Consider the following 22,048-nt stretch of genomic DNA (forward strand, 5'->3'; position numbering starts at 1 on the left):
ATTCAAACATGACTGTTTTTTTATAAAATCCGGCATCCCTCCTGTTCATCCTATGATAAACTTGACTTAAACTATCATTTTAGGAGGACCATTATGAGTAAGATTGAACTTCAGTCTTTATTGGAAAGCCATCCTATCATTCATCAGCTCATGGCACTCGAAGAGGCTTTTTGGCTGAACTCAAACATTCAGTCATTTCAAACAGGAATGGAGAAAGCTCCTCTTTTACTAAACGATGTACTGGATGCGGAAGCAAGATTAAAACGCTTTGCCCCCTATATAGCTGTGGTTTTTCCTGAAACACAGGAGACACATGGGATCATCGAATCCCCCTTGGTTGAAATTCCTAAGATGAAGGAAAAATTAGAACAGGATTTCGCTCAGCCAATTTTGGGCGGTTTAAGGTTAAAATGTGACAGCCATCTGCCCATCTCAGGTTCAATTAAGGCAAGAGGCGGAATTTATGAAGTACTGAAAACAGCTGAAGATTTAGCTCTTAAACAAAATATGCTTTCATTGAATGATGATTATTCTATTTTAGACAGTGAAAAGTTTCGGTCCTTTTTCTCCCATTATTCTATCGCTGTTGGTTCAACAGGAAATTTGGGCTTAAGTATTGGAATTATGAGTGCCAAATTAGGATTTAATGTAACTGTACATATGTCAGCAGATGCAAAACAATGGAAAAAAGATCTCCTTCGCAGTAAAAACGTAAAGGTGATTGAATATGCTTCAGATTACAGCAAAGCAGTCGAAGAAGGAAGGCGGCAGGCTGAAGTGGATCCGTCATGCCATTTTGTTGATGATGAAAATTCCCGTGATCTGTTTTTAGGCTATGCCGTAGCTGCTCTTCGCCTGCAAAAGCAGCTTGCGGAAGCAAATATCAAGGTTGATGAGGATCATCCGCTTTTTGTATATCTTCCATGTGGTGTCGGAGGCGGCCCTGGTGGTGTTGCATTCGGACTAAAACTGATGTTTAAAGACAATGTGCACTGTTTTTTTGCGGAACCTACCCACTCACCTTGCATGATGCTGGGAATGATGACCGGACTTCATGATAGAATAGCGGTTCAAGATATCGGTCTGGACAATAAAACAGCTGCTGACGGACTGGCAGTTGGCAGGCCTTCCGGATTTGTTGGAAAAGTCATGGAGCCATTTTTAAGTGGAAGTTTTACGGTTTCCGATAACAAAATGTATAAACTGCTGAAAGACTTGGCCGATACAGAAGGAATATACCTAGAACCCTCTGCTCTAGCTGGTATGATTGGTCCTGTCAAACTAGAAAAAAGTGATTATCTCCCAAAAGCTCATCTTTCAGATAAAATAAAAAATGGAACCCATATTGTTTGGGCTACTGGCGGAGGCATGGTGCCGAAAGAGGAGATGGAGAAATATTATAGGATTGGATAGAAATAGGTCAGAGCCATCCCCATGGCATCTGACCTTTTTTTCTACACTATCCCTTATTTTTCACATATACTGTTTCTGATTTTTTGGGAACACGGATAGAGAATAATTCAAACGATAATCCGTATAAAAAGGCTACAAGAAACATGGAACCAATCATATCAAAAATGACATGCTGCTTGACAAATAAAGTTGAAATAATGATAAGAGTACCGCCAATATGAAGCATAATCGTATTGATCATATGTTTATTTTTAATATGAATCGATGCCAGCATGATAGCAAATGTGGTTAGGACATGAATGCTTGGAAAACAATTGTATGGCTGATCATGGGTATAAACGAATTGGACCATCATTGAGATGATATCATCCCCCATAACGGCAGGCCTCGGAACTGTCGTTTGGAAAAAGAAATAAATGACAAAGCACATCATTTCTCCTGCAGCAATCAGGGTTAAAGTTTTAAGATAAACTTTAGGATCTTTAAAGCAAAAATAAACCAAATAACAGAAAATATACGCATACCAAAGAATATAGGGAATGATAAAAATTGGCACAAAAGGAATCGATTGGTCGATGGGTGAGATGAAATCCACTGCCTTATGTGATCGTTCATTCAGCAGCTGGTATATCAAGCCTAAAACCGGAATGATCAGCAAAAATAATAAGTAGGGAGCCCTTTTTAAATAAACCTTCAAATAATCCCCTCCCTCCTCCATCAACCTAAAAAAGAAAGCTTACTAGAATTTTGATAAACATTATGAAAATGTGTTTTTTAATTTCAAAGATTCGTTTACGATGTTTTCAATAAGCTGCCCTGCCGTTGTCTGTGACGCCATTCTTGGACTCTGACCAGACCATAGTGACATATAATCCGGATTTTTGCTTTGGGCAGCTGCTTTTCTGATGGATTTGGTTAATGCGTTTTGAACAGGATAATCTGGCAGATGGTCTTCGTTTGCATGAAGTTTTTCTATAAAACGGTTCTTCACACCTCTGGCCATTTTACCTGAAAAAGTCTTTGTCATGACGACCTGATCTTCTTTCGCTTTAAGAATTGCCTCTTTATGAAGTTGATTCGCACCGCTTTCTTCACACACAAGAAATGCAGTTCCCATTTGAACAGCTTGAGCTCCTAAAAATTGGGCAGCTAATAACCCCCTGCCATCCATAATCCCTCCGGCAGCAATGATTGGAATGGAGATATAATCGGCTGACTGAGGGATAAGTGACATGAGACCAATCAAACTTTGCTGGTCTTCACCGCTAAAAGTGCCGCGGTGCCCGCCCGCTTCAGAGCCCTGTACTACAACCGCATCCATCCCTGCCTCTTCATTCCAAATCGCCTCTTGAACGGTGGTTGCGGTTCCAATAATAATAGACGAATTTTTCTTCAATTTGGTTCTGATGTCTTCGGAAGGAATACCGAAAGTAAAGGAACAAATCGGAACCTTTTCATCAATCACTATATTCACCATTCGCTGAAAGGTTTCTGTGTCCTTCTCATAATTTGAAAAGGATGAACTATTTTCATCGATTCCAAGTTCCGCTTCGATCTGTTTTAACATTTCTTTTGAAGATTGGACTTTTTGCTCATCAACAGAATAGGGAACCGGGACAAACAAGTTCACGCCAAATGGTTTTTCTGTCAACGCCTTCACATTCTGTATTTGAACTTTTAATTGTTCCGGACTCAAATACCCTGCTCCAATCATGCCGAGTCCACCGGCATTGGAAACAGCCGCTGCTAATTCAGGTGTGGTTACTCCACCCGCCATCGGAGCCTGAAGGATAGGATAATCTATTTTCAATAGTTTCGTAAATTCATTGTTTAACATATTACTGCCGCCTTTCGCCATTTACTTTTCATTTTGTTGTATACCCTTATATTGTAACTCTAAATATTCAAAACTTTCTACCCAAAGGTCCCATCCATTGTAAAAAAGGAGCCATAGTGTAATAATTTTAAGTAAAGAATAACTGGAAAAGGAGTGAATTGAAATGGGCTTCCGTTTTAGAAAAAGCATTAAAATTGCTCCTGGCATAAGGATGAATGTGGGTAAAAAAAGTGTCGGCTTGAGTGTTGGTGTTCCCGGACTAAGATATACCATCAATAGCAGCGGGAAAAGAACAACATCCGTTGGAATTCCTGGTTCTGGATTATATTATACAACTTCATCTGGCAGCAAAAGTTATAAAACACCCGCATATCAAAGACGGAATGAATTAGCCAAACAGCAGCGGGAATGGCAAAAGCTGCAAGAGGCAGAACAAGCAAGACTCCAGGTTGAACTATATAAAAATCGATTAGAGCAGATACGTTCCATCCATCATGAATCAGATGACCCGATCAATTGGCAGGAGGTTTATCATCGAGACCCGCCTTTCCGGCCTGGTGAAGACGGCCCCAGCACAATAGCCGCAAGACAGCAGCTTGAAGCCTATCAGCCAGGGGTTATGGATAAGCTGTTCAACCGGGATGATCAAAAAAGGCAGAAACTTTATGAAGAAATTGAAAAGGCAAGAGAGCAGGATACAAGCCTGTTAAAAGGGTTTAGTCATATGCATGAGATTGCTGGAAGAATGCTAAATCGGGATATCGATACCTATCTGGAAGTAATAGAGGAATTTAATCCGCTTGATGACCTGGTAGACTTTGGAAGCAGTTTTGAGTTCGGAACAGATAATCCAAATGAAATGCATGTTTCCTTTGAAGTAAATGCAAAATCGGTTGTTCCTGAAAAAAGCTTAAGTTTAACAAAAACAGGTAAATTATCGGAAAAAGCACTGACGAAAACAGCATATTATGATATTTATCAAGATTACGTTTGCAGTGCAGCGTTACGGATTGCGAGGGACATGTTAGCCTTACTGCCCATCAATTATGTATTTGTCTCTGCCTATGAAGACCGTCTGAACCAGGCAACCGGCCACAGGGAAACTATCGCCATCCTATCGGTAAAATACGACCGAATCACCATCAACAGGCTTAATTTTGAAAACCTTGATCCATCTGAGGCTCTGGCTAATTTCCAGCACAAAATGAATTTCAAAAAAACGCAGGGCTTCGGCGGCATTGGCGAAGAATTAAAATAAGGTGCCGGGATATGGAACGAATTATATTATTTGATGGTATCTGCAATCTTTGCAATCGCAGTGTTCAGTTTATTATCAAAAGAGATCCACATGGCTGTTTTAAATTTGCCTCGCTGCAAGGGGAAACAGGACAAAAACTATTAAAAAAGCATGGTTTAACGAGCGGCATAAACAGTTTTGTATTAATTGAGAATGAAACCATATACCTTGAATCAACAGCTGCACTTCGTGTCTGCAGGAGATTAGACAGAGGCTGGAAGTTGTTTGCGGGCTTTTTGATAATCCCCCGGCCCATTCGCGATATTTTTTATAAAATCGTCGCTAATAACCGCTATAAGTGGTTTGGAAAAAAGAACAGCTGTATGCTTCCATTACCGGAATGGAAAAGCAGATTTCTGGATGAATAAAAACAGCAGTCCCGGAATTCATGGACTGCTGTTTCAATTATGCCTTTGGATAGTTTAAATCCCAAATGACACCATATGGATCTTTTACCTTTGCATATTTCGAACCCCAGAAAGTCTCCTGTAATTCCATATGAACGGTCCCTTTTTCCCGTAAAGCATCATAAACCGACTGAATTTCCTCTTCACTTTCAAAATCAAGCACTAATGAAATGTGATTTCCGATGACTACGGATGATCCCGGAGAACAATCCGAAACCATAATGAATAAATCCCCTTTTTGAAAACGGCCATGAATGAGACGCTTTTCGGCCTCCGGCGTTTGATAACCTGCATCACCATATGTTTTTAATTCAGCTAATTCTCCGCCGAATATTTTTTGATAGTATTCCAATGCTTCCCTTGCAGTTCCGTTAAACATCAAATAGGGTACAGCTTGACCACGCATGATGACCACTCCTTCATTTATTAAACCTTTTACACATTACCATTTTCAAAAAAAAAGAATTAAACTTTTTTAAATGAAGCTTCATGAAACTTTCCAATCTGTTTAAATAATTGCTTTCCATCCTTTGGAATATTAGTGTTGGATGCCAATTCCAAATACATCGCTTGATATGGCTCAGGCACCCAAATGTACTGATGAATATAGTCCGTCAAATGAAATCCGCATTTTAACCAGAATTGTTTCCTTGCCAGATTTTCAGATGTCTGGTCAGATTCAACCTCAATGACAATGCCATCAACCATTCCAGCAGCCCATTCTTTTATATGCCGGACCATTTCTTTGCCCATTCCTTGGCTTTGATAATCAGAATGAACCGCTAAATAATCAATTAAAAGCGCATGAATGCTGTTCAATTTTCCGGTTATTGCCATAACAGCTGCTTGATCTCCGGCATAACCAATATGTAAAAAACAAATGCCGCTCCGAAACATATTGCGGATGATCTTTTCCGGCTTTGCACCCTTGCCGGCAAATGCCTGCTCATAAATTGGAGCTGCCTCTCTCCAAAAATTTTCATCCCATTCTGATATGGTTTTAACTTCCACAAAAGTCCCCCTTTGTACTGACATTAAACCTAGGCTTACTTGCCTAAGATATTGGCGGCTCTGCCATAAAAAAAACGATTAATACCACTGAAAGTAGTCCAACTGCCACAACTAAATGATACCAATGGTCCTGCCTTTTTTGCAAAAAAAGACCTTTGACCAATGGCCAAAGGTTAATCGAGGTATTAACAGCTGTCTGCTAAAACCCCGCTTTAGGAGGTCTAAACTCAGAAGAATTTAAACAATTGTATTTTACTATATTTAAAAATATTATTCAATAATTTAAAGTGGTAAAGGATTGAAGCGGATAAAATTGGAACAACCCCATTTTCCTCTTTTTTCACCAAACAGACATATTAAAAGCCGCTAATGACAAACATTAGCGGCCTATCGATGACTATTACTGATCCTCTGAAGCAGCAACTTCTGATGCAGATTTTTTCTTATTCAAATTATGAACCACGAACGTGGCTGCAAAGGCTAAAATTAAGATTCCGAAAAATACTAGGTGATGGAGTTCAAATCCAAACACACTAGCGAACATCTTTAATGCAATAATCGCGATTAAAATAAATGCCGTGTTTTCAAGTTCTGGAATTTTGTCAATTAAGACCAAGAAGAACCTGGCCACTGTCCGCATCATTAAAATCCCCAGCATACCGCCAATCAGAAGAATCCAAACCTTTTCTGAAACCGCAAATGCTGCTAAAATACTATCTGCAGAAAAAGCGATATCCATTAATTCAACGGAAATAACCGTTCCCCAAAACACTCCAAAAGTACGGATAAGCCAGCTTTCCTTTTTTACTCCTTCAACATCCTCATCCTTCTCACCTAACCAGAAATGTTTCACCACAAGCCATGCCAGATAGGCAGCTCCTAAGACCTTAATCCACCAGAACTTAATAAGCAGCATCCCTAATCCAATAAATATGAAGCGGAAAATATATGCCCCAAACAAACCATATGTTAAAGCCTTTTTGCGTTGGGTTGGCGGAAGATGTTTGACCATGACAGCAAGCACCAGCGCATTATCAGCTGAAAGAAGCCCTTCCAAGATTACCAATGTGCCTATGTATCCCCAAGATACAGGATCGGATAAAACCTCGACCCACATCCCCCAATCAAAAAACGATGCATAGGTAGACCAGATTTCATTTAAAACGTTCAATAATATACCCCTTCCTTTTACTAGCTATTAATTGTTACACAATTCACAATTTCCCCCGATAATCATTTGCAAGATTACTAGTTATGGAATTTAACAGACAGAAAAACGGGGGCTGCACCCATTCCAATAAGCAAAAGAATTATTCCATATTTTCTAACATTATAAAAACTCACAATATGAATAATCCGTGTATTCCTTTCTTTTTGCCACCCTTCTCCTTCCTATTTTTAAGTTACTATTGATACGTCCATATAGACTAAAAGGTTTCAAAAATCAAAAATAATTTTTTCAATGAAATTTATTATATCTTTATCAGAAAAAATGAGGATTTCTAATCTCGTTTGCCAGCACAACTGGAAACCTATGATGAAATCATTGAGAAATTCAGTTGATTTGTTAAAATAAACTTATACGAGGTGAACGATATGTGCGGACGTTTTACATTAACTGCTCCGATTGAGCAAATACTTGATCGATTTGATATTCAAGCATTTTTAGATGAAGAAAATTTCTTTCCCAGTTACAATATTGCTCCTTCTCAGATGGTTTTGGCTGTGATTAATGATGGGAAGTCAAACCGGATGGGATTTTTAAAATGGGGACTCATTCCTTCCTGGGCAAAGGACCCTGCCATCGGGAACAAACTGATCAACGCACGTGCCGAAACCCTTGCTGAAAAAGCAAGTTTTAAACATGCTTTCAAAAAGAAGCGCTGCCTGATTATTGCCGACAGCTTTTATGAATGGAAACGCCATGAGGATAAATCGAAGACACCCATGAGAATTAAACTGAAAGCGGATCATTTGTTTGCGATGGCAGGAATATGGGAACAGTGGAAATCGCCGGAGGGCCAATCTGTTTTCTCATGTTCTGTCATTACCACTGCTCCTAACTCGTTAATGAGCGAAATTCATGACCGGATGCCCGTGATCTTGAACCCAAATGATGAGAGTACGTGGTTAAATCCGTCTATTTCAGATACGGGTTTCTTACAGAAATTTTTAGTCCCTTTTGATGAAGGTCAAATGGAATCATATGAGGTTTCTCCCCTCGTGAATTCACCGAAAAACAATTCCATTCACCTCATTCAAAAAATATGCTAATGCACATTTTAGTAAAAATGGACAAGATGACTACATCCGCGTACAAGCTTTTTCATAGATTAAAGTAACCCATTAAGTTTTTCCTTCTTTTAAAAGTGGCATTTCGCCACTTTCTTTTTTTGCTGAATGAATATGGCATGCTTCGAATATACATAAGGAAAACGTATGCACCCTGATCAGTCTTAGGCACTGGATCATTTTTAATTTCTAAAATATCCAGTTCTTGTGATCCCTTCAATTTAGGAAAGGAGTCCCATTCATGTATTTCCTCCCCACTAAACTGAATATTCATGACATCAAAATTGGAACCCCTGACCATAAAAGCGCCATCAACTTTGGGGCGAATTTTTTGACAAACATGAATGTCGCAGGCAAAAAAAATCAAGCAGTCGGGCAGCAAATAGCAGATCATGTCATTCATATGAATCCAATCGGAATTGTTTTTGAAGATGACAGCATTGATATTCCTACCATCAAAATAAAGCGGAACATCCATCAAGAATAGGAGTGGTGAATTTGAATATTGCACCAATGGCGTTTAACTTCCTGGGTTTTAAGGCGAATGCAATCGATAATGCCTCCTTTATTAATATGGGGCCGAATCAATTTGTGGATCAATTTATTTCTTACAAACGAAACCAAGGGGTTGGAGAACAAAACGGTGATATTTCTCCTGTGAATATCCCAATTTCATGGGTGGTCGACCCTGATGTGACAGACAGCAACACAGCCAAAAACAGCATCATCTAAATTTTCCTCCAAGGAGGCGGTTCATTTGATTTTTGCACCAATGGTGGTGAATTTTGGGAATCTGAAAGTCAATGTATTTGACCATGCTTCCGTTTTAAATATGGGTCCTAATCAGTTCATTGACCAATTTGTTTCCTATAAAAGAAATCAGGCGTATGGTGAACAAAACGGGGATTTTGCCCCATTTTTTATCCCTATTGGCTATATTTTTGATTCAGATATTAGTGACAGCTGGACTGGAAAAAATAATTCTGTTTTATAGAATAGCCGGATAAATATCCGGCTGTTTTTCATTCCCTTCGTTAGGTAAATGGCGTTATAATAAGAAAAAAACATATAATTGGAGGTATTTTTTATGGACAAGACCGTCAATAGTTTTTCCAATATTCCTACAACTTGTATTTCAGATGCGATGAATGGATTAAACAATCTTCATCCTGCCATTAAACCATTGAAAGAGGAATATAAGATAGCCGGGAGGGCATTTACGGTAAAAATTCCTGTTGGCGATAATCTTGCCATCCTGAAAGCCATCCGCGAAGCAAAGCCAGGTGAAGTATTAGTGGTTGATGCAAAAGGTGATGAATACCGGGCGATTGCCGGCGATTTTGTTGTGGGGATGATGCAGACGCTTGGCATCGCAGGCCTTGTTGTAGATGGGGTGATCCGGGATCTTGCTGGAATTAAAGCCTTGAATTTCCCCGTTTTCACTAAAGGAACTACTGTAGCTGCAAGCGGTAAGGCTGGCTTGGGCGAAATAAATATTCCGATTTCCTGCGGCGGTGTATCTGTACAGCCTGGAGATCTCATTGTGGCTGATGTTGATGGAGTTGTAGTCGTCCCGCAAATCATGGAACAGGAAATTTTAACGAAAGCATTAGAAAAAGTAAAGAAGGACCAAATTCGTGAAGAAAAAATTTCCGGTAACCGGGAAGCCATACTCAAACATTTAAATGAACTTCTATCCAAATAGTGCTTGGCTCCCTCTTTTGTTTTTGGTCTAAAATGGGAATGATAGTACTACTTTATGATTAGAAGTTAGGATGACAGCTGTGGGAATGCGCTTGAAAAAATGGCTATATTACTTGGTTAAATTGCGAAAAAAAATTTTAGTGCCTTTTGTTCTTTTATATATTTTAGCAGCCGCACTTGGAATATATATGATTGAGCCGCACACTTTTCAGTCCTATTTAACTTCGATTTACTGGGTAATGACGACATTGGCTACGGTAGGATTTGGAGATTATGCACCGGTGACTAATCTTGGGAAAGCCTATACCATCCTTCTTTATATAACAGGGATTGGACTTTTGAGCGTTTTTTTCGGAAAACTGATTGAAACCGTTCATCACATCGACCGGATGAAGGCAGGGGGAAAAATGAAATTTACTGGTAAAGACCACATCATTCTGATTGGCTGGAGTGAGAAATCCAAACTGGCGATGCAGGAAATTTTTAAATCAGATCAAAAAACAGATATCGTCATAATCGATGATCTGCCAAAGGCCCCTATGATGGAAGACAGGCTGTTTTATATCCGCGGGAATGCAACAGATGAAAAGACATTGCTCGATGCCAACATCCCTAAAGCAAAAGGGGTGATTATCTTTGCTGATCAAATTACCCAGGATAACTTTTCCAGCAGGGATCCCCTGTTAGTCGACGGCAAAACTTTGCTAATCGCAACAGCCATTACATTAATTGAACAGCGATATAACAAGGAGATCCATGTAACGGCAGAGGTGGTCAATCAGAATCATTTACCATTATTCGATCATGTTAAAGTGGATGAGTTTATTCCAACACATGAAATGATTTCCCATGCAGCTGTGCGCTCTTTATTTTCCCATGGTGTTACCAATATGTATTCTGAATTAATGAGCACACAATATGGGGATTCCATGTACGAAATTCCGAAAAAAGCCGAGTGGCGTACATATCGTGATGCATTTATTGATTTATTGGACAAGGGCGCTACCTTAGTTGCGGACAGCGGTGATATGCACATCAACCAAAAGCTCGATTACCTCATTCCAGAGGATGCACAACTTTTTATTATTTGTGATAAGGACATTTATAAGGAACTGACAGGAAAAACTGAAGACAAATAGCAGTAATTGCAGGACATAGATTATTGGAAATAAAGCTAAAAACCGACTGCCAGCTGATGGCCAGTCGGTTTTTATGTGATGGGTTTTCTATTTAATATGGCCTGCAGCAGGAAACCTACCCCTAAACCTGGTATGACAAACAACATAGGAAGCCACATAGGACCTAACAATACACCAAAAATTTTTAGCTTAGTAGAAAAAATTAATCCAACCGTTACAAAATAAGCGGAAAATGCAAATGGCAGAAAGGCATTTCTTTTTTTTCCACCACCCGCATCCTTAAAGGCATCCCACATGGCGAAAAAATATAAACATGGATAGAACATCAGCCATTGAAAATCTGTTTGCTGAATGGCTAAATCAATATTCCCATTAAAACTGGAAATGATCACTTCATTAAAATTGGCCTGGATATTAATCAGAAATTCCAATCCAACCAGCATTAAACCCTTCAGCCACTTCCCATTTAAAAATTGTCCAAAACCGGGGAGCGCAATACTCCAAAACACCGCTTCCTTAGCATCCATCGGCCTAGACCCGTTTTACATCTATTTTTTCTGGGGACGTGATGTTCCTTCCGGCGCACTCTAACATTTTTATGTATCTATTGTTCTCCCTTAGATATTTTTGCGATTTTTGAGTCATAATCATTCCTCCTGAAAATATCTTTATGTTTAATATCTCCGCTTCACCTTAAAAATATAGAGAGAACTGTTAAGTGCGTCCAAAATTTCAAGTAAAATGGAAGCTGTTTTCTAAACAGCTTCCATTTTGTAAATAACCTGCGTTATACCCTTTCCTTTGTTAATGCCTCTTCCTTGTTCGAATCCTCCTGCCAGCCTTTACAAACATCGACCCATCCTTTGGCAGAAGAGAATTGCTGTAATTCATCACATGTTAATTCAATAGCGGAGTTTGAACTGCCGCATGCAGGAAAAAGTGCAGCAAAACGTTTCATTGAAATATCAAGATATATATCAAGATTATTTTTTAAACCAAACGGGCAGACACCGCCGATGGCATGTCCTGTTTGCTCCAATACTTCTTCAGGCGAAAGCATTCTCGCTTTAAACCCAAAGGTATGACGAAATTTTTTATTATCAATTTTTGTATCGCCGGCTGCTACGATTAAAATAGCGTGATCTTCTTCTCCTCTGAAGGATAATGTCTTGGCAATTCGAGCTGGTTCCACACCAATAGCATCTGCTGCTAGGTCCACTGTAGCACTTGATACTTCAAATTCCATAATATCTTGTTCCCGATTCCACTGCTTAAAATGTTCTTTTACACTTTCTAATGACACAAGTTTCCATCCTTTCCAACACTTTTATGCTGAAAATCATACACAATTTTCTATGAATAAACAACTTTCATGCTTTTTAGAGGTAAAGCATCTACTTTATTGAAAAAATAAATTTATTTTTTAATTTTCTGGTTTGAAAAGATGTTATAATTTTGCGTGTATTGCTTTATTTTTGGGGGGAATTGTTAATGGAATCACATGGGGCTGTTCTTCCCTTTCCAAGAACAAAAGGGATTATATTAGTTCTGGCTGCAGCCATCCTCTGGGGAGTATCCGGAACCGTTGCACAATTTTTATTTCACCAGCATGGCTTTAGTACCAACTGGCTGGTTGCGATTCGACTGTTAGTATCTGGAGCGGGGCTGCTGCTATTTACTCAAACCATGGGAAGACAAAATATTTGGGCGGTATGGAAAAATAAACATGATATTTTACAGCTGATTTTTTTCGGCATAATTGGGATGCTTGGCGTCCAATATGCTTATTTTGCATCTATCGAATATGGCAATGCCGCAACGGCTACTGTTCTTCAGTACTTGGCACCGGTTATCATTGTCTGTTATACATGTTTACGTACCAAATCTCTGCCGTCAAAACGTGAAACAACTGTGATTCTAATGGCTGTCTCAGGAACGTTCCTATTGGTCACAAAGGGGAATCTCCACACTTTGGCTATATCCTTTCCTGCGTTTATTTGGGGCATTCTATCAGCCTTTGCATTGGCATTTTATTCGTTATATCCAAGCAGACTGCTGTCTAAATGGGGGTCCCTTATTACGGTTGGCTGGGGCATGCTATTAGGAGGCATTGGATTCAGCTTCTTCCACCCGCCATGGAAGGTACAAGGAACATGGTCCCTTTCCTCCTTTTTGGCTGTTGTATTTGTCGTCATCCTTGGGACTCTGATTGCCTTTTTTTGTTATATGGAAAGCTTAAAGTACATTCATGCAACAGAAGCCAGTCTGCTATCCTGTGCCGAACCATTGTCTGCTGCCTTTTTATCTGTGGTCTGGCTCCAAGTTTCATTCAGCCCGGCTGAATGGATTGGCTCGTTAGCTATTATTGCAACCATATTTATTTTATCCCGCAGTAACAGTCAGTAAACTCCCAGATTAAAGAATCACTTATCGGCAAAGAAAAAATAGCTTCCCAAATAAGTCAAGAGGGTATCCGGAGAGATACCCTCTTTCAAATTATTTTCCTAAATCTACGTTGTGGTACACTTGCTGCACATCTTCTAAATCTTCTAATGCATCAATTAATTTTTCAAACTTTGGAACCACGTCTTCTGGAAGAGAGATTTCATTTTGCGGCAGCATAGAAAGTTCAGCTACTGAAAACTCTTCAATGCCTGCATTTTTTAATGTTTCTTGAACGGTATGGAACTGATCAGGTTCTGCATAAACAATCACTTGACCATCCTCTTCTACAACATCACGAACGTCAACATCTGCTTCCATCAATAATTCAAGAACCTCTTCTTCGTTCTTTCCTTCCACACCAATGACAGCCGTTTTATCAAACATGTAAGCAACAGATCCGCTGACACCCATGTTTCCGCCATTTTTACCGAAAGCAGCGCGTACTTCAGATGCTGTACGGTTTACATTGTTTGTCAATGCATCGACAATGATCATAGAACCATTTGGTCCAAAACCTTCATAACGAAGCTCATCATAGTTTTCATCTGAACCGCCTTTAGCCTTTTCAATCGCACGGTCAATAATGTGCCGCGGTACACTGTACGTTTTTGCCCGTTCAAGGACAAATCTTAATGCTTGGTTTGCTTCTGGATCTGGCTCGCCTTGTCTTGCCACTACATAAATTTCACGTCCAAATTTAGCATATATACGGCTTGTGTTTGCATCTTTTGCAGCTTTTTTATCCTTAATATTATTCCATTTACGACCCATATAAACACTCTCTTTCTGATTTGAATCGATGTAAAATTAAATATCCGTTGATACTTGACCATTTAATATTATACATTAAATGGTTCATTTGTTAAGTCCAGATTAAAAAAAAATGGACATAAGTATAGTGAAAAAGCTTTATTCTTGATAGTTTTTTCATATCTGCTCATTTAAATCTTTGGAGATATTCTTGAAATAGAAAAGGACCTTTGAGAATGAAAGGCCCTTTAAACAATAAATTAAACAAGCATTTGGAATAATGTCTTATCCTTATTAACTTCCCGGTAAATATATCCTTTTGCCTTCATTCGTTCAACCAAAGGCCGGTAATCTGCTTGATCTTTCAATTCAATTCCTACCAAAGCAGGACCTGTTTCACGGTTATTCTTTTTAGTATATTCAAAATGGCTGATGTCATCGTTTGGTCCAAGAACGTCCATCAAGAATTCACGCAATGCTCCAGGACGCTGTGGAAATTGAAGCAGAAAATAATACTGTAATCCTTCATAGATCATGGACCGTTCCTTAATTTCCTGCATCCGGCCAATGTCATTATTTCCGCCGCTGACAACACAAACGACTGTTTTCCCTTTTATTTGGTCTGCATATGTATCTAAAGCAGCGATTGATAAAGCGCCTGTCGGCTCGACTACGATAGCATTTTCATTGTATAGTGAAAGCAGTGTGGTACATACCTTTCCTTCCGGCACCACAACAATATCGTCTACAAGGTCTTTGCAAATTTCAAATGTTTTTTGACCCACTGTTTTGACTGCTGCTCCGTCCACAAATGGATCAATTTTATCAAGGTGGACCACTTCACCTTTTTTAAAGGATTCACTCATGCCGGGCGCTCCAGCCGGCTCAACCCCAATCAACTTTGTTTCCGGAGAAAAATGGCGCATATAAGTTCCTGTTCCAGCCATCAGTCCGCCGCCGCCGATTGCTGCAAATAAGTAATCAATCTTTTCCGGGCAGTCATTTAGCACTTCCACGCCGACAGTTCCTTGACCAGCCATTACTGCTGGATCATCAAATGGATGGATGAAAGTCCGATTTTCCTTAATGCAGCATTCCATTGCTTTTTCATAGGCATCATCGAAAGTATCTCCGACCAAGACAATTTCAACATCTTCTTTGCCCCAAAACTTAACCGAATTGACCTTTTGTTTAGGTGTAGTATTTGGCATGAAGATTTTTCCGTTAATTTTTAACAAATGGCACGAATAAGCTACCCCTTGTGCATGATTTCCGGCGCTGGCACAAATCACACCATGTTGCATTTCTTCCTCGCTTAACTGTTTAATGCAGTTATAGGCGCCGCGAATTTTAAATGAACGGACACTTTGCATATCTTCACGTTTTAAATAAATTTGACAATTGTATCGTTCTGATAAAAGATGATTGTATTGCAGAGGCGTTGGAGAAATCACATCCTTAATTGTGTGGCTCGCAATAATGATATCCTCCACATTTAATGTTTTGTTATCAACTTGTTGACTCATTTTGATTCCTCCCATTTTCAAAAAAGCTCTTTTTAAACAATAAAAAACCCGCCCCTATACACTATAGGGACGAGTTGGCTCGCGTTACCACCCTACTTCCGCAGCAAAAAACCTGCATGCTGCAGCTCTCGATCAACGTACTTCATTTGAAATACGCGTTCCATTAACGGCGGACTCACCCGGCAATGCTTACTCTTGTGTTCAGCATTACATCTCAGAGATGATCTTCAGAAAGGCCCCTGACATCGGCTCTCACCAACTGCCGACTCTCTTTGGTCAAGCGGCAAATCCTACTCTTCTCTTCATCGATTCAAGGTTAATTTTTAATAAGATTAACACCGAAAAAAGACCATGTCAATATATTTTGACTATTTCTTATTTTTTGATTTGGGTGAAACGCTTTCATTTTTTGACTTCTCTTTTTAGTGTCTGTCTTCACTGTTTTTGCTATAATTAAATAATAAATAAAATTTCGATAATTGAGGGAGCGATAGGATAGTGAATATTCCATACAAGGGAAAAAACCCATCTGTTCATGAATCAGTGTTTGTTGCACCGGGTGCCTATATCATTGGGGATGTACATATTGGGAAAGATTCAACGGTCTGGTTCAACGCTGTTCTTCGTGGTGATGAGGGACCTATTACGATTGGGGAAAGATGCAGTATACAGGATAATACGACGATTCATTTATATGAAAAATTCCCTGTTGTCATCGGGGATGATGTTACCATTGGCCATAATGCTATATTACATGGCTGCAAGGTGGGCAGCCGTTCCATTATCGGCATGGGATCCACATTATTGGACAATGTGGAAGTGGGAGAAGAATGTATTGTGGGTGCAAACACGCTGCTTGCCGGCGGCATTAAAATCCCTCCTCGTTCTCTCGTATTAGGTTCTCCAGGTAAAGTCGTTCGTGAACTGACCGAGAAGGATTTACAAATGCTCCAAATGTCAAGCGAAACCTATGTACAAAAAGGCAAGGATTATCGTGAAATCCTTAAATAATTGAATCTATTCATTAATTATCCACCCTATTCTCTAGGGTGGATTTCGTTTCACCTTTTTCTCGTATTGAATTAAAGTCAGACGCTCGTTCACTTTAACCTCTCCGGTTTGTTTATAGCCAAATTTTTCGTAAAAATGTCGATTACGAACATTATCCTTTGGTGTATCCAAACTCCACTTTTTGACCTTTGGAAATTGTCTTTCTATCTTAGTCATAATCTTCGTCCCTAACCCTCTATTTTGATAACGCGGGCTAAGAAAGATTCGAAACAGATAGTAATGAGTATCTGACATCTTTACCAGACAAATCGCACCGGCAATTTTCCCATCCATATGAATGGTATAATGAAGGGAATGATTCATTCGATATATAAAAAATTCCAAGGATTCGGCAGCAGGACTTGAATCATAATCCTTATATTTTTTTAAATCCCCCTTAAAAGCCTCCGTTTGGATTTTTAACAATATCTCAGCTTCCCTCATGCTTGACTTGGTAATGTTGATATCCATCCACTCACCTCGGAGATTATTTGGTTTAGTATATGAGCGGATCCTATAGATGTTTTGAACATTGCGCCCTTTTTCAACTCTTATTGTAAGGATTTGACGTCTTTAACAATTTGTTCGTACGGTGGATTTGTGACCCCCTCATATTTTTGTACCACTACTCCTTCTTGATTAACTAGGTAAAAGTTTGTGCTATGAACAAATTGGTTCGAGCCTTCTAATTTTGCTGCTGGTGCCATAAAGGACTTATTGGCAAAGCTTTCGATAAACTCCTGTTTATACCCTGTAACAAGGTTCCAATTTGAAAAATCAGCACCCACACTGCCGGCATACTGTTTTAATATCTTCGGTTGATCATGATCCGGGTCAATACTATAAGAAATCAGCTCTGTCTTTACATTTTCCGCTGCTAATTCTTGCTGAAGCTGCGCCATATTTGCTGTCATTGGAGAACAAACTGTATCACAGTTTGTAAAAATAAAATCTGCAACCCAAACCTTTCCTTTTAATGTCGATAAAGAAATAGGCTTACCGTCTTGATTTGTTCCCTCAAAATTTTCAACCTGCATTTCCAATGGAAAATTAACAGCGGGCTTCTTTGGCTCTTCCTGTGAACAAGCGCTTAATAGACCTATACAAAACATAAACAAGATTATTTTTTTCATAAAAACATCTCCCTAGAGAAAAGGTGCTGAGCATTAACTCAGCACCTTGGTTTTATTATTCATGAATTCAAAATGGCAGATTATAAAGTATGGAAAGCCGCTGATATCCGGTTCAAATTCGCAGATATTTGGTTCAAATGCAGCTATCATGGTTTATCTACTGAAATCGATATTAGTCAATAAATTCTGTATCAATCAATGCTGCAAAATCAGGTTTTTCTTTTAAGAATTTAAGCTCAACAGAAGAATTGGCAAACTCTTGAATCACATCTTTGTTTACATCACTTGTAAAATGAATGTTTTTCCATGCTTGGTCAACGACATCTTTGTCAAGTTGCTGCTTAGTAATATCATTAATGCTCTTAATCGTGATTTCTTTCGCTTTTTCAGGATTTTTTTCAATAAAATTAATAGCCTCTTCTTGTGCTTTTACAATTTTTGCGATGACATCTTTATCGTCTTGAATTTTCTTGCCGCTGGTTACCAAAATTGTGTTTGGCAATGTTTGACCATAAGAAATTTTTGTGCTGTCAACAATTACTTTTGCTCCAGTATCCTTCACTAATTGGGTTGCCCAAGGTTCTGGAACAGCTGCAAGGTCTACTTTACCGGACTCAAACATGCCGGCATATTGGGCAGGATTACCCGTTACATGTTTAAGAGTCCCGCCAATCCTTGCAGATGAGATTCCGAAATCTTGTAAAAATGTCTCCATCTGAACATCATGTGTACAGCCAACGCCTGGTGTGATAAAAGTTTTTCCTTTGAAATCTTCTACCTTAGTTACACCGCTTTTTTTGCTTGCCACAATCGCAGTACCACCAGACGATGCACCTGCAAGAATTTTCACATCAGCACCGTTTGTAAAGTTGTTCATAACTGGTCCCGGGCCAACCAAACCTGCATCAATATCACCTGTTTTCAGCGCTGTCATAAATGCACCGCCATCCGGGAATGTTTTGTATTCTACTTTTACATCCTTACCTAGTTCTTTTTCATATAAGCCTTCTTCTTTTGCAACCATTGCTGGTGCATGGTCAATATTTGGAAAGTATCCGATTACCACTTTTTTCTCTTTTTGATCCGCACTAGTGCTGGCATTGTCTGAACCGCAGCCAGCTAAAATTCCTGCTGCAAGTAAAACAGCTGATCCCATGATTGTAAGTTTCTTCTTCATCTCATTCTCCCCTTTATGTCTATCCTTAGCTATTTGTTTCTAATCCCCAGCGGCGCAGAACGTTTTTCTCAACACGCTGGAAGAAAACTATATCCATAATTGTTCCAATGACGCCGATAATAATCATAATCCCGATAACCAGTTTCATATTACCAAAATCAGAAGCGTATTTAAGCGTATAACCGAGGCCTGGCCCAGTACTAAGAATTTCACCGGCCATCAGTGCCCTCCAGGCAAATGCCCAGGCAAGTCTTGCACCAGTAACAGCATAAGGAACCGAGGCAGGAAAAATAACTTTTGCAAATAGATCCAATCCCCTCGAACCCATTGTTTGTGCTGCTTTAATATATAATGGTGAAACATTTTTAATCCCAATTCTCATATTAATCGTCATCACCAGGGTCCCCCCGAGAATGACAATAAACGTAACTGCTTTTTCATTTAATCCAAACCACATGATGGCAATTGGGAGCCAAACAATGCTTGGAACACTTTGCAGGGCTAATATTAAGGTACCAAGCGTCTCATCGGCTGTTTTGTTTTTCGCTAACAGAATGCCAAGTCCGACTCCTAGGACAATCGCAATGACAAGCCCGATTGCGAGCCGGCGAAAGCTTGCGAGAATATCGTAAATTAATGTTTTATCAGCAAATCCTTGTGCAAGAGCTTCGAAAACATCTGTAGGTGCAGGCATGAGTGACGCAGAAATTCCAAGCATTCTGACTATTCCCTGCCATACAAGTATAATTATTGCAAAGAAAATAATTCGTTTAATTGTTGGCCGCATATGCAAGTTCCTCTTTCACTACTTTATCAATCTCGGTCTGCAGAAGACCCATGATCTTTTCCTCTAATTTTGCCGTCATTTGCGGATGGTTAGCCCTTGGTCTTGGTATCTGGACTTTAATATCCTCAAGGATGACTCCTGGACGGGTGCCCATGACAATAATTCTGTCTGATAGTTTAATAGATTCACTGATACTATGGGTAACAAACAAAATCGTCTTTTTTGTTTCCAGCCAAATTTTTTCTAGTTCATGGTGCAGCCGTGAACGTGTTTGCTCATCTAAGGCACCAAACGGTTCATCCATTAACAGTACTTTAGGGTTCATAGATAAAGCCCTTGCAATCGCCACACGCTGCTGCATTCCGCCGGAAAGTTCATGTGGAGAATGCTTTGTATAATTGCTTAATTGCACCTTTTGTAAAAATTGGTGCGCAACCTCTCTCGCTTCCTTCTTTTTCATTTCCTTGCGAAGCGGGAACATCACATTCTCTTCCACCGTCATCCAAGGAAACAATGCCGCTTGTTGAAAAACCATTCCGCGATCTTTACCTGGTTTAGTGATTTGCTGGCCATTTAGTAAAATTTCTCCGCTGGTCGGCTTCGTTAATCCCGCGACAATGGAAAGCAGTGTCGATTTACCGCAGCCGGACGGCCCAAGGATGGATACAAATTCTCCTTCATTTATTTCAAGATTAATATCTGAAAGCACAGTGCTCGCTTCTTTTTGATTCACAAATTGCTTATTAACATCTTGAATTTTTAAAAACATATTTGGGGTCACCTTCTTATCACTTAATTCGTATTAATTTAATCGGATTAATATCAATTAAATATATTATAAATCTTATTGGTTTTATGTCAATTGTTTTTTTGAAAATTTATAATCATTTACATCATTAAAATCGTATTAACAATAAAAAGGCTGCCGAAAATAACGGTGGCTAGATTCCTTTTCTAATTACTTAGACTTTTACGGGCTTTCGCTCCACTTATACCTCATGCAAACGTAGAAATTAGAAGAGGTATATGCTTCCAGATAATGGAGGATAAATTTTTTGTGATTTACACATTCTATCCTTATATGGAGGTGAAAAGTATGGACAAGGAGACAAATCAGCAGGATCCTCAAAATAACGAAGATATTATGAACCGAGTGAATCAAACTTTTGATAAAATTTCTCAAGATGTAAAAGACATGATTCAACAAAATGATCAGCAAGATAATCAATATTCCTAACGCCATTTTGGCGTTTTTTCTTTTTATGGATGTTTCTTCTAAAAGTTAAACCCTCATTTTTGTTTTATTTTAGCAAGGTTTTTTCCCAATAGAGATTTACTATGCGACTGTTCTTTTGGTGCTTTGGAATTGAACTGTTTTTAATAAGGACTCTTAAAGACAAAATTGCAGTAAAAAGTACGATACTGTCTTTCATCGGCGTTATGAAGGACAAAATTTCTGTAAAAAGTACGATACTGTCTTTCATCGGTGTTATGAAGAACAAAATTTCTGTAAAAAGTACGATATGAAGTGAACCCCTTAAGTTGGACTAATATCTAGCATAAGGGGTTTTTAGTTTGGTTAAATATACAAGTGAATATAAAGAAACTATTGTATTGGAGTATTTAAATGGAGGAGGAGGATTGGGAGGACTAGCAAAGAAATATGGGATTGGCAGTAGGCAAACTATTCTTAATTGGGTAAATCGATACAAAAAATATGGGGAGAAAGCATTTGATGTACGAAGCACTAAGAGCGTTTTTGATGGTAAGTTTAAGTTGGAAGTATTAGAATGGATGGGGAGAAATGGGGCGTCATTACCTGAAACTGCTCTTCATTTTAATATATCTACAGCCAGTGCAATTTGGGCATGGAAGAGGATTTATGAAGAGAAAGGTGTTGAAGCTCTGTTTAAACGGAGAGGGAGGCCAATACAAATGACTGCTAAACGTGATCATCAACAGAAGAAAAAAGAGGAATCCTCCGAACTTGAAATATTGAAGCGTGAAAATCGTATGTTAAGGATTGAAAATGAATACCTAAAAAAGCTGGAAGCCTTAATTCAGGAACCCAAGGATACCG

At 39.1% G+C, this 22,048-nt stretch carries 27 protein-coding genes and 1 other annotated feature; of the genes, 13 read left to right on the forward strand and 14 right to left on the reverse strand.

Annotated elements, in window-relative coordinates:
- The first annotated feature begins 93 nt into the window (after positions 1 to 93).
- Positions 94 to 1,413 carry a D-serine ammonia-lyase gene (dsdA, locus tag M3183_RS06680; protein ID WP_251467823.1) on the forward strand — a complete coding sequence of 440 codons (1,320 nt, stop codon included), beginning with the start codon at positions 94 to 96 and terminating at the stop codon, positions 1,411 to 1,413.
- Positions 1,414 to 1,459: 46 nt separating this feature from the next.
- On the opposite strand, the gene M3183_RS06685 is transcribed toward dsdA, so the two are convergent.
- Positions 1,460 to 2,110, reverse strand: coding sequence for a phosphatase PAP2 family protein (locus M3183_RS06685; RefSeq protein WP_251467824.1), 651 nt, complete (start codon positions 2,108 to 2,110; stop codon positions 1,460 to 1,462).
- 60 nt (positions 2,111 to 2,170) lie between these two features.
- Positions 2,171 to 3,250: an NAD(P)H-dependent flavin oxidoreductase gene (locus tag M3183_RS06690; RefSeq protein ID WP_251467825.1), complete on the reverse strand. Its 1,080-nt coding sequence runs from the start codon at positions 3,248 to 3,250 to the stop codon at positions 2,171 to 2,173.
- 163 nt (positions 3,251 to 3,413) lie between these two features.
- Here M3183_RS06690 and M3183_RS06695 point away from each other — a divergent pair, with 163 nt between their 5' ends.
- Together M3183_RS06695 and M3183_RS06700 are read left to right on the forward strand one after the other, a co-directional pair.
- Complete coding sequence (locus M3183_RS06695) at positions 3,414 to 4,508, forward strand: DUF4236 domain-containing protein (protein WP_251467826.1); 1,095 nt, start codon at positions 3,414 to 3,416, stop codon at positions 4,506 to 4,508.
- Between the two features lie 11 nt (positions 4,509 to 4,519).
- A complete protein-coding gene (locus M3183_RS06700; RefSeq protein ID WP_251467827.1) occupies positions 4,520 to 4,915 on the forward strand; it encodes a thiol-disulfide oxidoreductase DCC family protein in 396 nt (131 codons plus the stop codon).
- Between the two features lie 37 nt (positions 4,916 to 4,952).
- Here the strand turns inward: M3183_RS06700 and M3183_RS06705 are convergent, their stop codons facing one another.
- The 3 genes from M3183_RS06705 to M3183_RS06715 all read right to left on the reverse strand — a co-directional run bounded on the left by M3183_RS06705 (position 4,953) and on the right by M3183_RS06715 (position 7,082).
- Entirely contained in the window at positions 4,953 to 5,360 is a 408-nt protein-coding gene (locus M3183_RS06705; RefSeq protein ID WP_251467828.1) for a VOC family protein, read from the reverse strand.
- A gap of 59 nt (positions 5,361 to 5,419) precedes the next feature.
- On the reverse strand, positions 5,420 to 5,965 hold the full coding sequence (locus M3183_RS06710) for a GNAT family N-acetyltransferase (protein WP_251467829.1): 546 nt from the start codon (positions 5,963 to 5,965) through the stop codon (positions 5,420 to 5,422).
- 400 nt (positions 5,966 to 6,365) lie between these two features.
- On the reverse strand, positions 6,366 to 7,082 hold the full coding sequence (locus M3183_RS06715; RefSeq protein ID WP_396953704.1) for a TerC family protein: 717 nt from the start codon (positions 7,080 to 7,082) through the stop codon (positions 6,366 to 6,368).
- A gap of 479 nt (positions 7,083 to 7,561) precedes the next feature.
- Here M3183_RS06715 and M3183_RS06720 point away from each other — a divergent pair, with 479 nt between their 5' ends.
- The 6 genes from M3183_RS06720 (at position 7,562) to M3183_RS06745 (ending at position 11,100) form a co-directional block, all read left to right on the forward strand.
- Positions 7,562 to 8,239, forward strand: coding sequence for an SOS response-associated peptidase (locus M3183_RS06720; RefSeq protein ID WP_251467831.1), 678 nt, complete (start codon positions 7,562 to 7,564; stop codon positions 8,237 to 8,239).
- A 349-nt stretch (positions 8,240 to 8,588) separates the two neighbouring features.
- Complete coding sequence (locus M3183_RS06725; protein WP_251467832.1) at positions 8,589 to 8,744, forward strand: hypothetical protein; 156 nt, start codon at positions 8,589 to 8,591, stop codon at positions 8,742 to 8,744.
- Between the two features lie 5 nt (positions 8,745 to 8,749).
- Entirely contained in the window at positions 8,750 to 8,989 is a 240-nt protein-coding gene (locus M3183_RS06730) for a hypothetical protein (RefSeq protein WP_396953702.1), read from the forward strand.
- A gap of 25 nt (positions 8,990 to 9,014) precedes the next feature.
- The gene (locus M3183_RS06735) at positions 9,015 to 9,251 is read left to right on the forward strand and encodes a hypothetical protein (RefSeq protein WP_251467834.1); all 237 of its coding nucleotides are present in this window, start codon (positions 9,015 to 9,017) and stop codon (positions 9,249 to 9,251) included.
- 93 nt (positions 9,252 to 9,344) lie between these two features.
- On the forward strand, positions 9,345 to 9,962 hold the full coding sequence (locus tag M3183_RS06740; protein WP_251467835.1) for an RraA family protein: 618 nt from the start codon (positions 9,345 to 9,347) through the stop codon (positions 9,960 to 9,962).
- 85 nt (positions 9,963 to 10,047) lie between these two features.
- Positions 10,048 to 11,100 (forward strand): potassium channel family protein, encoded by a 1,053-nt coding sequence (locus M3183_RS06745; protein ID WP_251467864.1) that lies wholly within the window; start codon positions 10,048 to 10,050, stop codon positions 11,098 to 11,100.
- 71 nt (positions 11,101 to 11,171) lie between these two features.
- Here the strand turns inward: M3183_RS06745 and M3183_RS06750 are convergent, their stop codons facing one another.
- Complete coding sequence (locus M3183_RS06750; protein ID WP_251467836.1) at positions 11,172 to 11,627, reverse strand: hypothetical protein; 456 nt, start codon at positions 11,625 to 11,627, stop codon at positions 11,172 to 11,174.
- 260 nt (positions 11,628 to 11,887) lie between these two features.
- Positions 11,888 to 12,403, reverse strand: coding sequence for a YbaK/EbsC family protein (locus tag M3183_RS06755; RefSeq protein ID WP_251467837.1), 516 nt, complete (start codon positions 12,401 to 12,403; stop codon positions 11,888 to 11,890).
- Between the two features lie 188 nt (positions 12,404 to 12,591).
- On the opposite strand from M3183_RS06755, the gene M3183_RS06760 reads away from it, so the two are divergent.
- Positions 12,592 to 13,506: a DMT family transporter gene (locus tag M3183_RS06760; protein ID WP_251467838.1), complete on the forward strand. Its 915-nt coding sequence runs from the start codon at positions 12,592 to 12,594 to the stop codon at positions 13,504 to 13,506.
- A gap of 90 nt (positions 13,507 to 13,596) precedes the next feature.
- Here the strand turns inward: M3183_RS06760 and M3183_RS06765 are convergent, their stop codons facing one another.
- Together M3183_RS06765 and ilvA are read right to left on the reverse strand one after the other, a co-directional pair.
- Positions 13,597 to 14,316: a YebC/PmpR family DNA-binding transcriptional regulator gene (locus tag M3183_RS06765; protein WP_251467839.1), complete on the reverse strand. Its 720-nt coding sequence runs from the start codon at positions 14,314 to 14,316 to the stop codon at positions 13,597 to 13,599.
- A 239-nt stretch (positions 14,317 to 14,555) separates the two neighbouring features.
- The gene (gene ilvA, locus M3183_RS06770) at positions 14,556 to 15,821 is read right to left on the reverse strand and encodes a threonine ammonia-lyase IlvA (RefSeq protein ID WP_251467840.1); all 1,266 of its coding nucleotides are present in this window, start codon (positions 15,819 to 15,821) and stop codon (positions 14,556 to 14,558) included.
- Between the two features lie 62 nt (positions 15,822 to 15,883).
- Positions 15,884 to 16,136 (reverse strand) — a binding site (T-box leader).
- Between the two features lie 183 nt (positions 16,137 to 16,319).
- Here ilvA and M3183_RS06775 point away from each other — a divergent pair.
- A complete protein-coding gene (locus M3183_RS06775; protein WP_251467841.1) occupies positions 16,320 to 16,832 on the forward strand; it encodes a gamma carbonic anhydrase family protein in 513 nt (170 codons plus the stop codon).
- Between the two features lie 33 nt (positions 16,833 to 16,865).
- Here M3183_RS06775 and M3183_RS06780 read toward each other — a convergent pair whose 3' ends face one another.
- The 5 genes from M3183_RS06780 to M3183_RS06800 all read right to left on the reverse strand — a co-directional run bounded on the left by M3183_RS06780 (position 16,866) and on the right by M3183_RS06800 (position 20,737).
- A complete protein-coding gene (locus tag M3183_RS06780) occupies positions 16,866 to 17,342 on the reverse strand; it encodes a GNAT family N-acetyltransferase (RefSeq protein ID WP_251467842.1) in 477 nt (158 codons plus the stop codon).
- An 80-nt stretch (positions 17,343 to 17,422) separates the two neighbouring features.
- Positions 17,423 to 18,004, reverse strand: a complete 582-nt coding sequence (locus M3183_RS06785) for an SCO family protein (RefSeq protein ID WP_251467843.1) — start codon at positions 18,002 to 18,004, stop codon at positions 17,423 to 17,425.
- A gap of 172 nt (positions 18,005 to 18,176) precedes the next feature.
- On the reverse strand, positions 18,177 to 19,181 hold the full coding sequence (locus M3183_RS06790; RefSeq protein ID WP_251467844.1) for an ABC transporter substrate-binding protein: 1,005 nt from the start codon (positions 19,179 to 19,181) through the stop codon (positions 18,177 to 18,179).
- Between the two features lie 25 nt (positions 19,182 to 19,206).
- Positions 19,207 to 19,968 (reverse strand): ABC transporter permease, encoded by a 762-nt coding sequence (locus tag M3183_RS06795; protein ID WP_251467845.1) that lies wholly within the window; start codon positions 19,966 to 19,968, stop codon positions 19,207 to 19,209.
- Complete coding sequence (locus tag M3183_RS06800) at positions 19,952 to 20,737, reverse strand: ABC transporter ATP-binding protein (protein WP_251467848.1); 786 nt, start codon at positions 20,735 to 20,737, stop codon at positions 19,952 to 19,954. The genes M3183_RS06795 and M3183_RS06800 overlap by 17 nt, the downstream gene beginning before the upstream one ends.
- Before the next feature lie 327 nt (positions 20,738 to 21,064).
- Between M3183_RS06800 and M3183_RS06805 the strand changes: the two genes are divergently transcribed.
- Together M3183_RS06805 and M3183_RS06810 are read left to right on the forward strand one after the other, a co-directional pair.
- On the forward strand, positions 21,065 to 21,205 hold the full coding sequence (locus tag M3183_RS06805) for a hypothetical protein (RefSeq protein ID WP_251467849.1): 141 nt from the start codon (positions 21,065 to 21,067) through the stop codon (positions 21,203 to 21,205).
- 338 nt (positions 21,206 to 21,543) lie between these two features.
- Positions 21,544 to 22,048 (forward strand): helix-turn-helix domain-containing protein (locus M3183_RS06810; protein ID WP_251467851.1); only part of this gene is annotated, 505 nt, incomplete at its 3' end.

Source organism: Neobacillus mesonae, from assembly GCF_023715155.1.
Classification (GTDB): Bacteria; Bacillota; Bacilli; order Bacillales; family Cytobacillaceae; genus Neobacillus; species Neobacillus mesonae_A.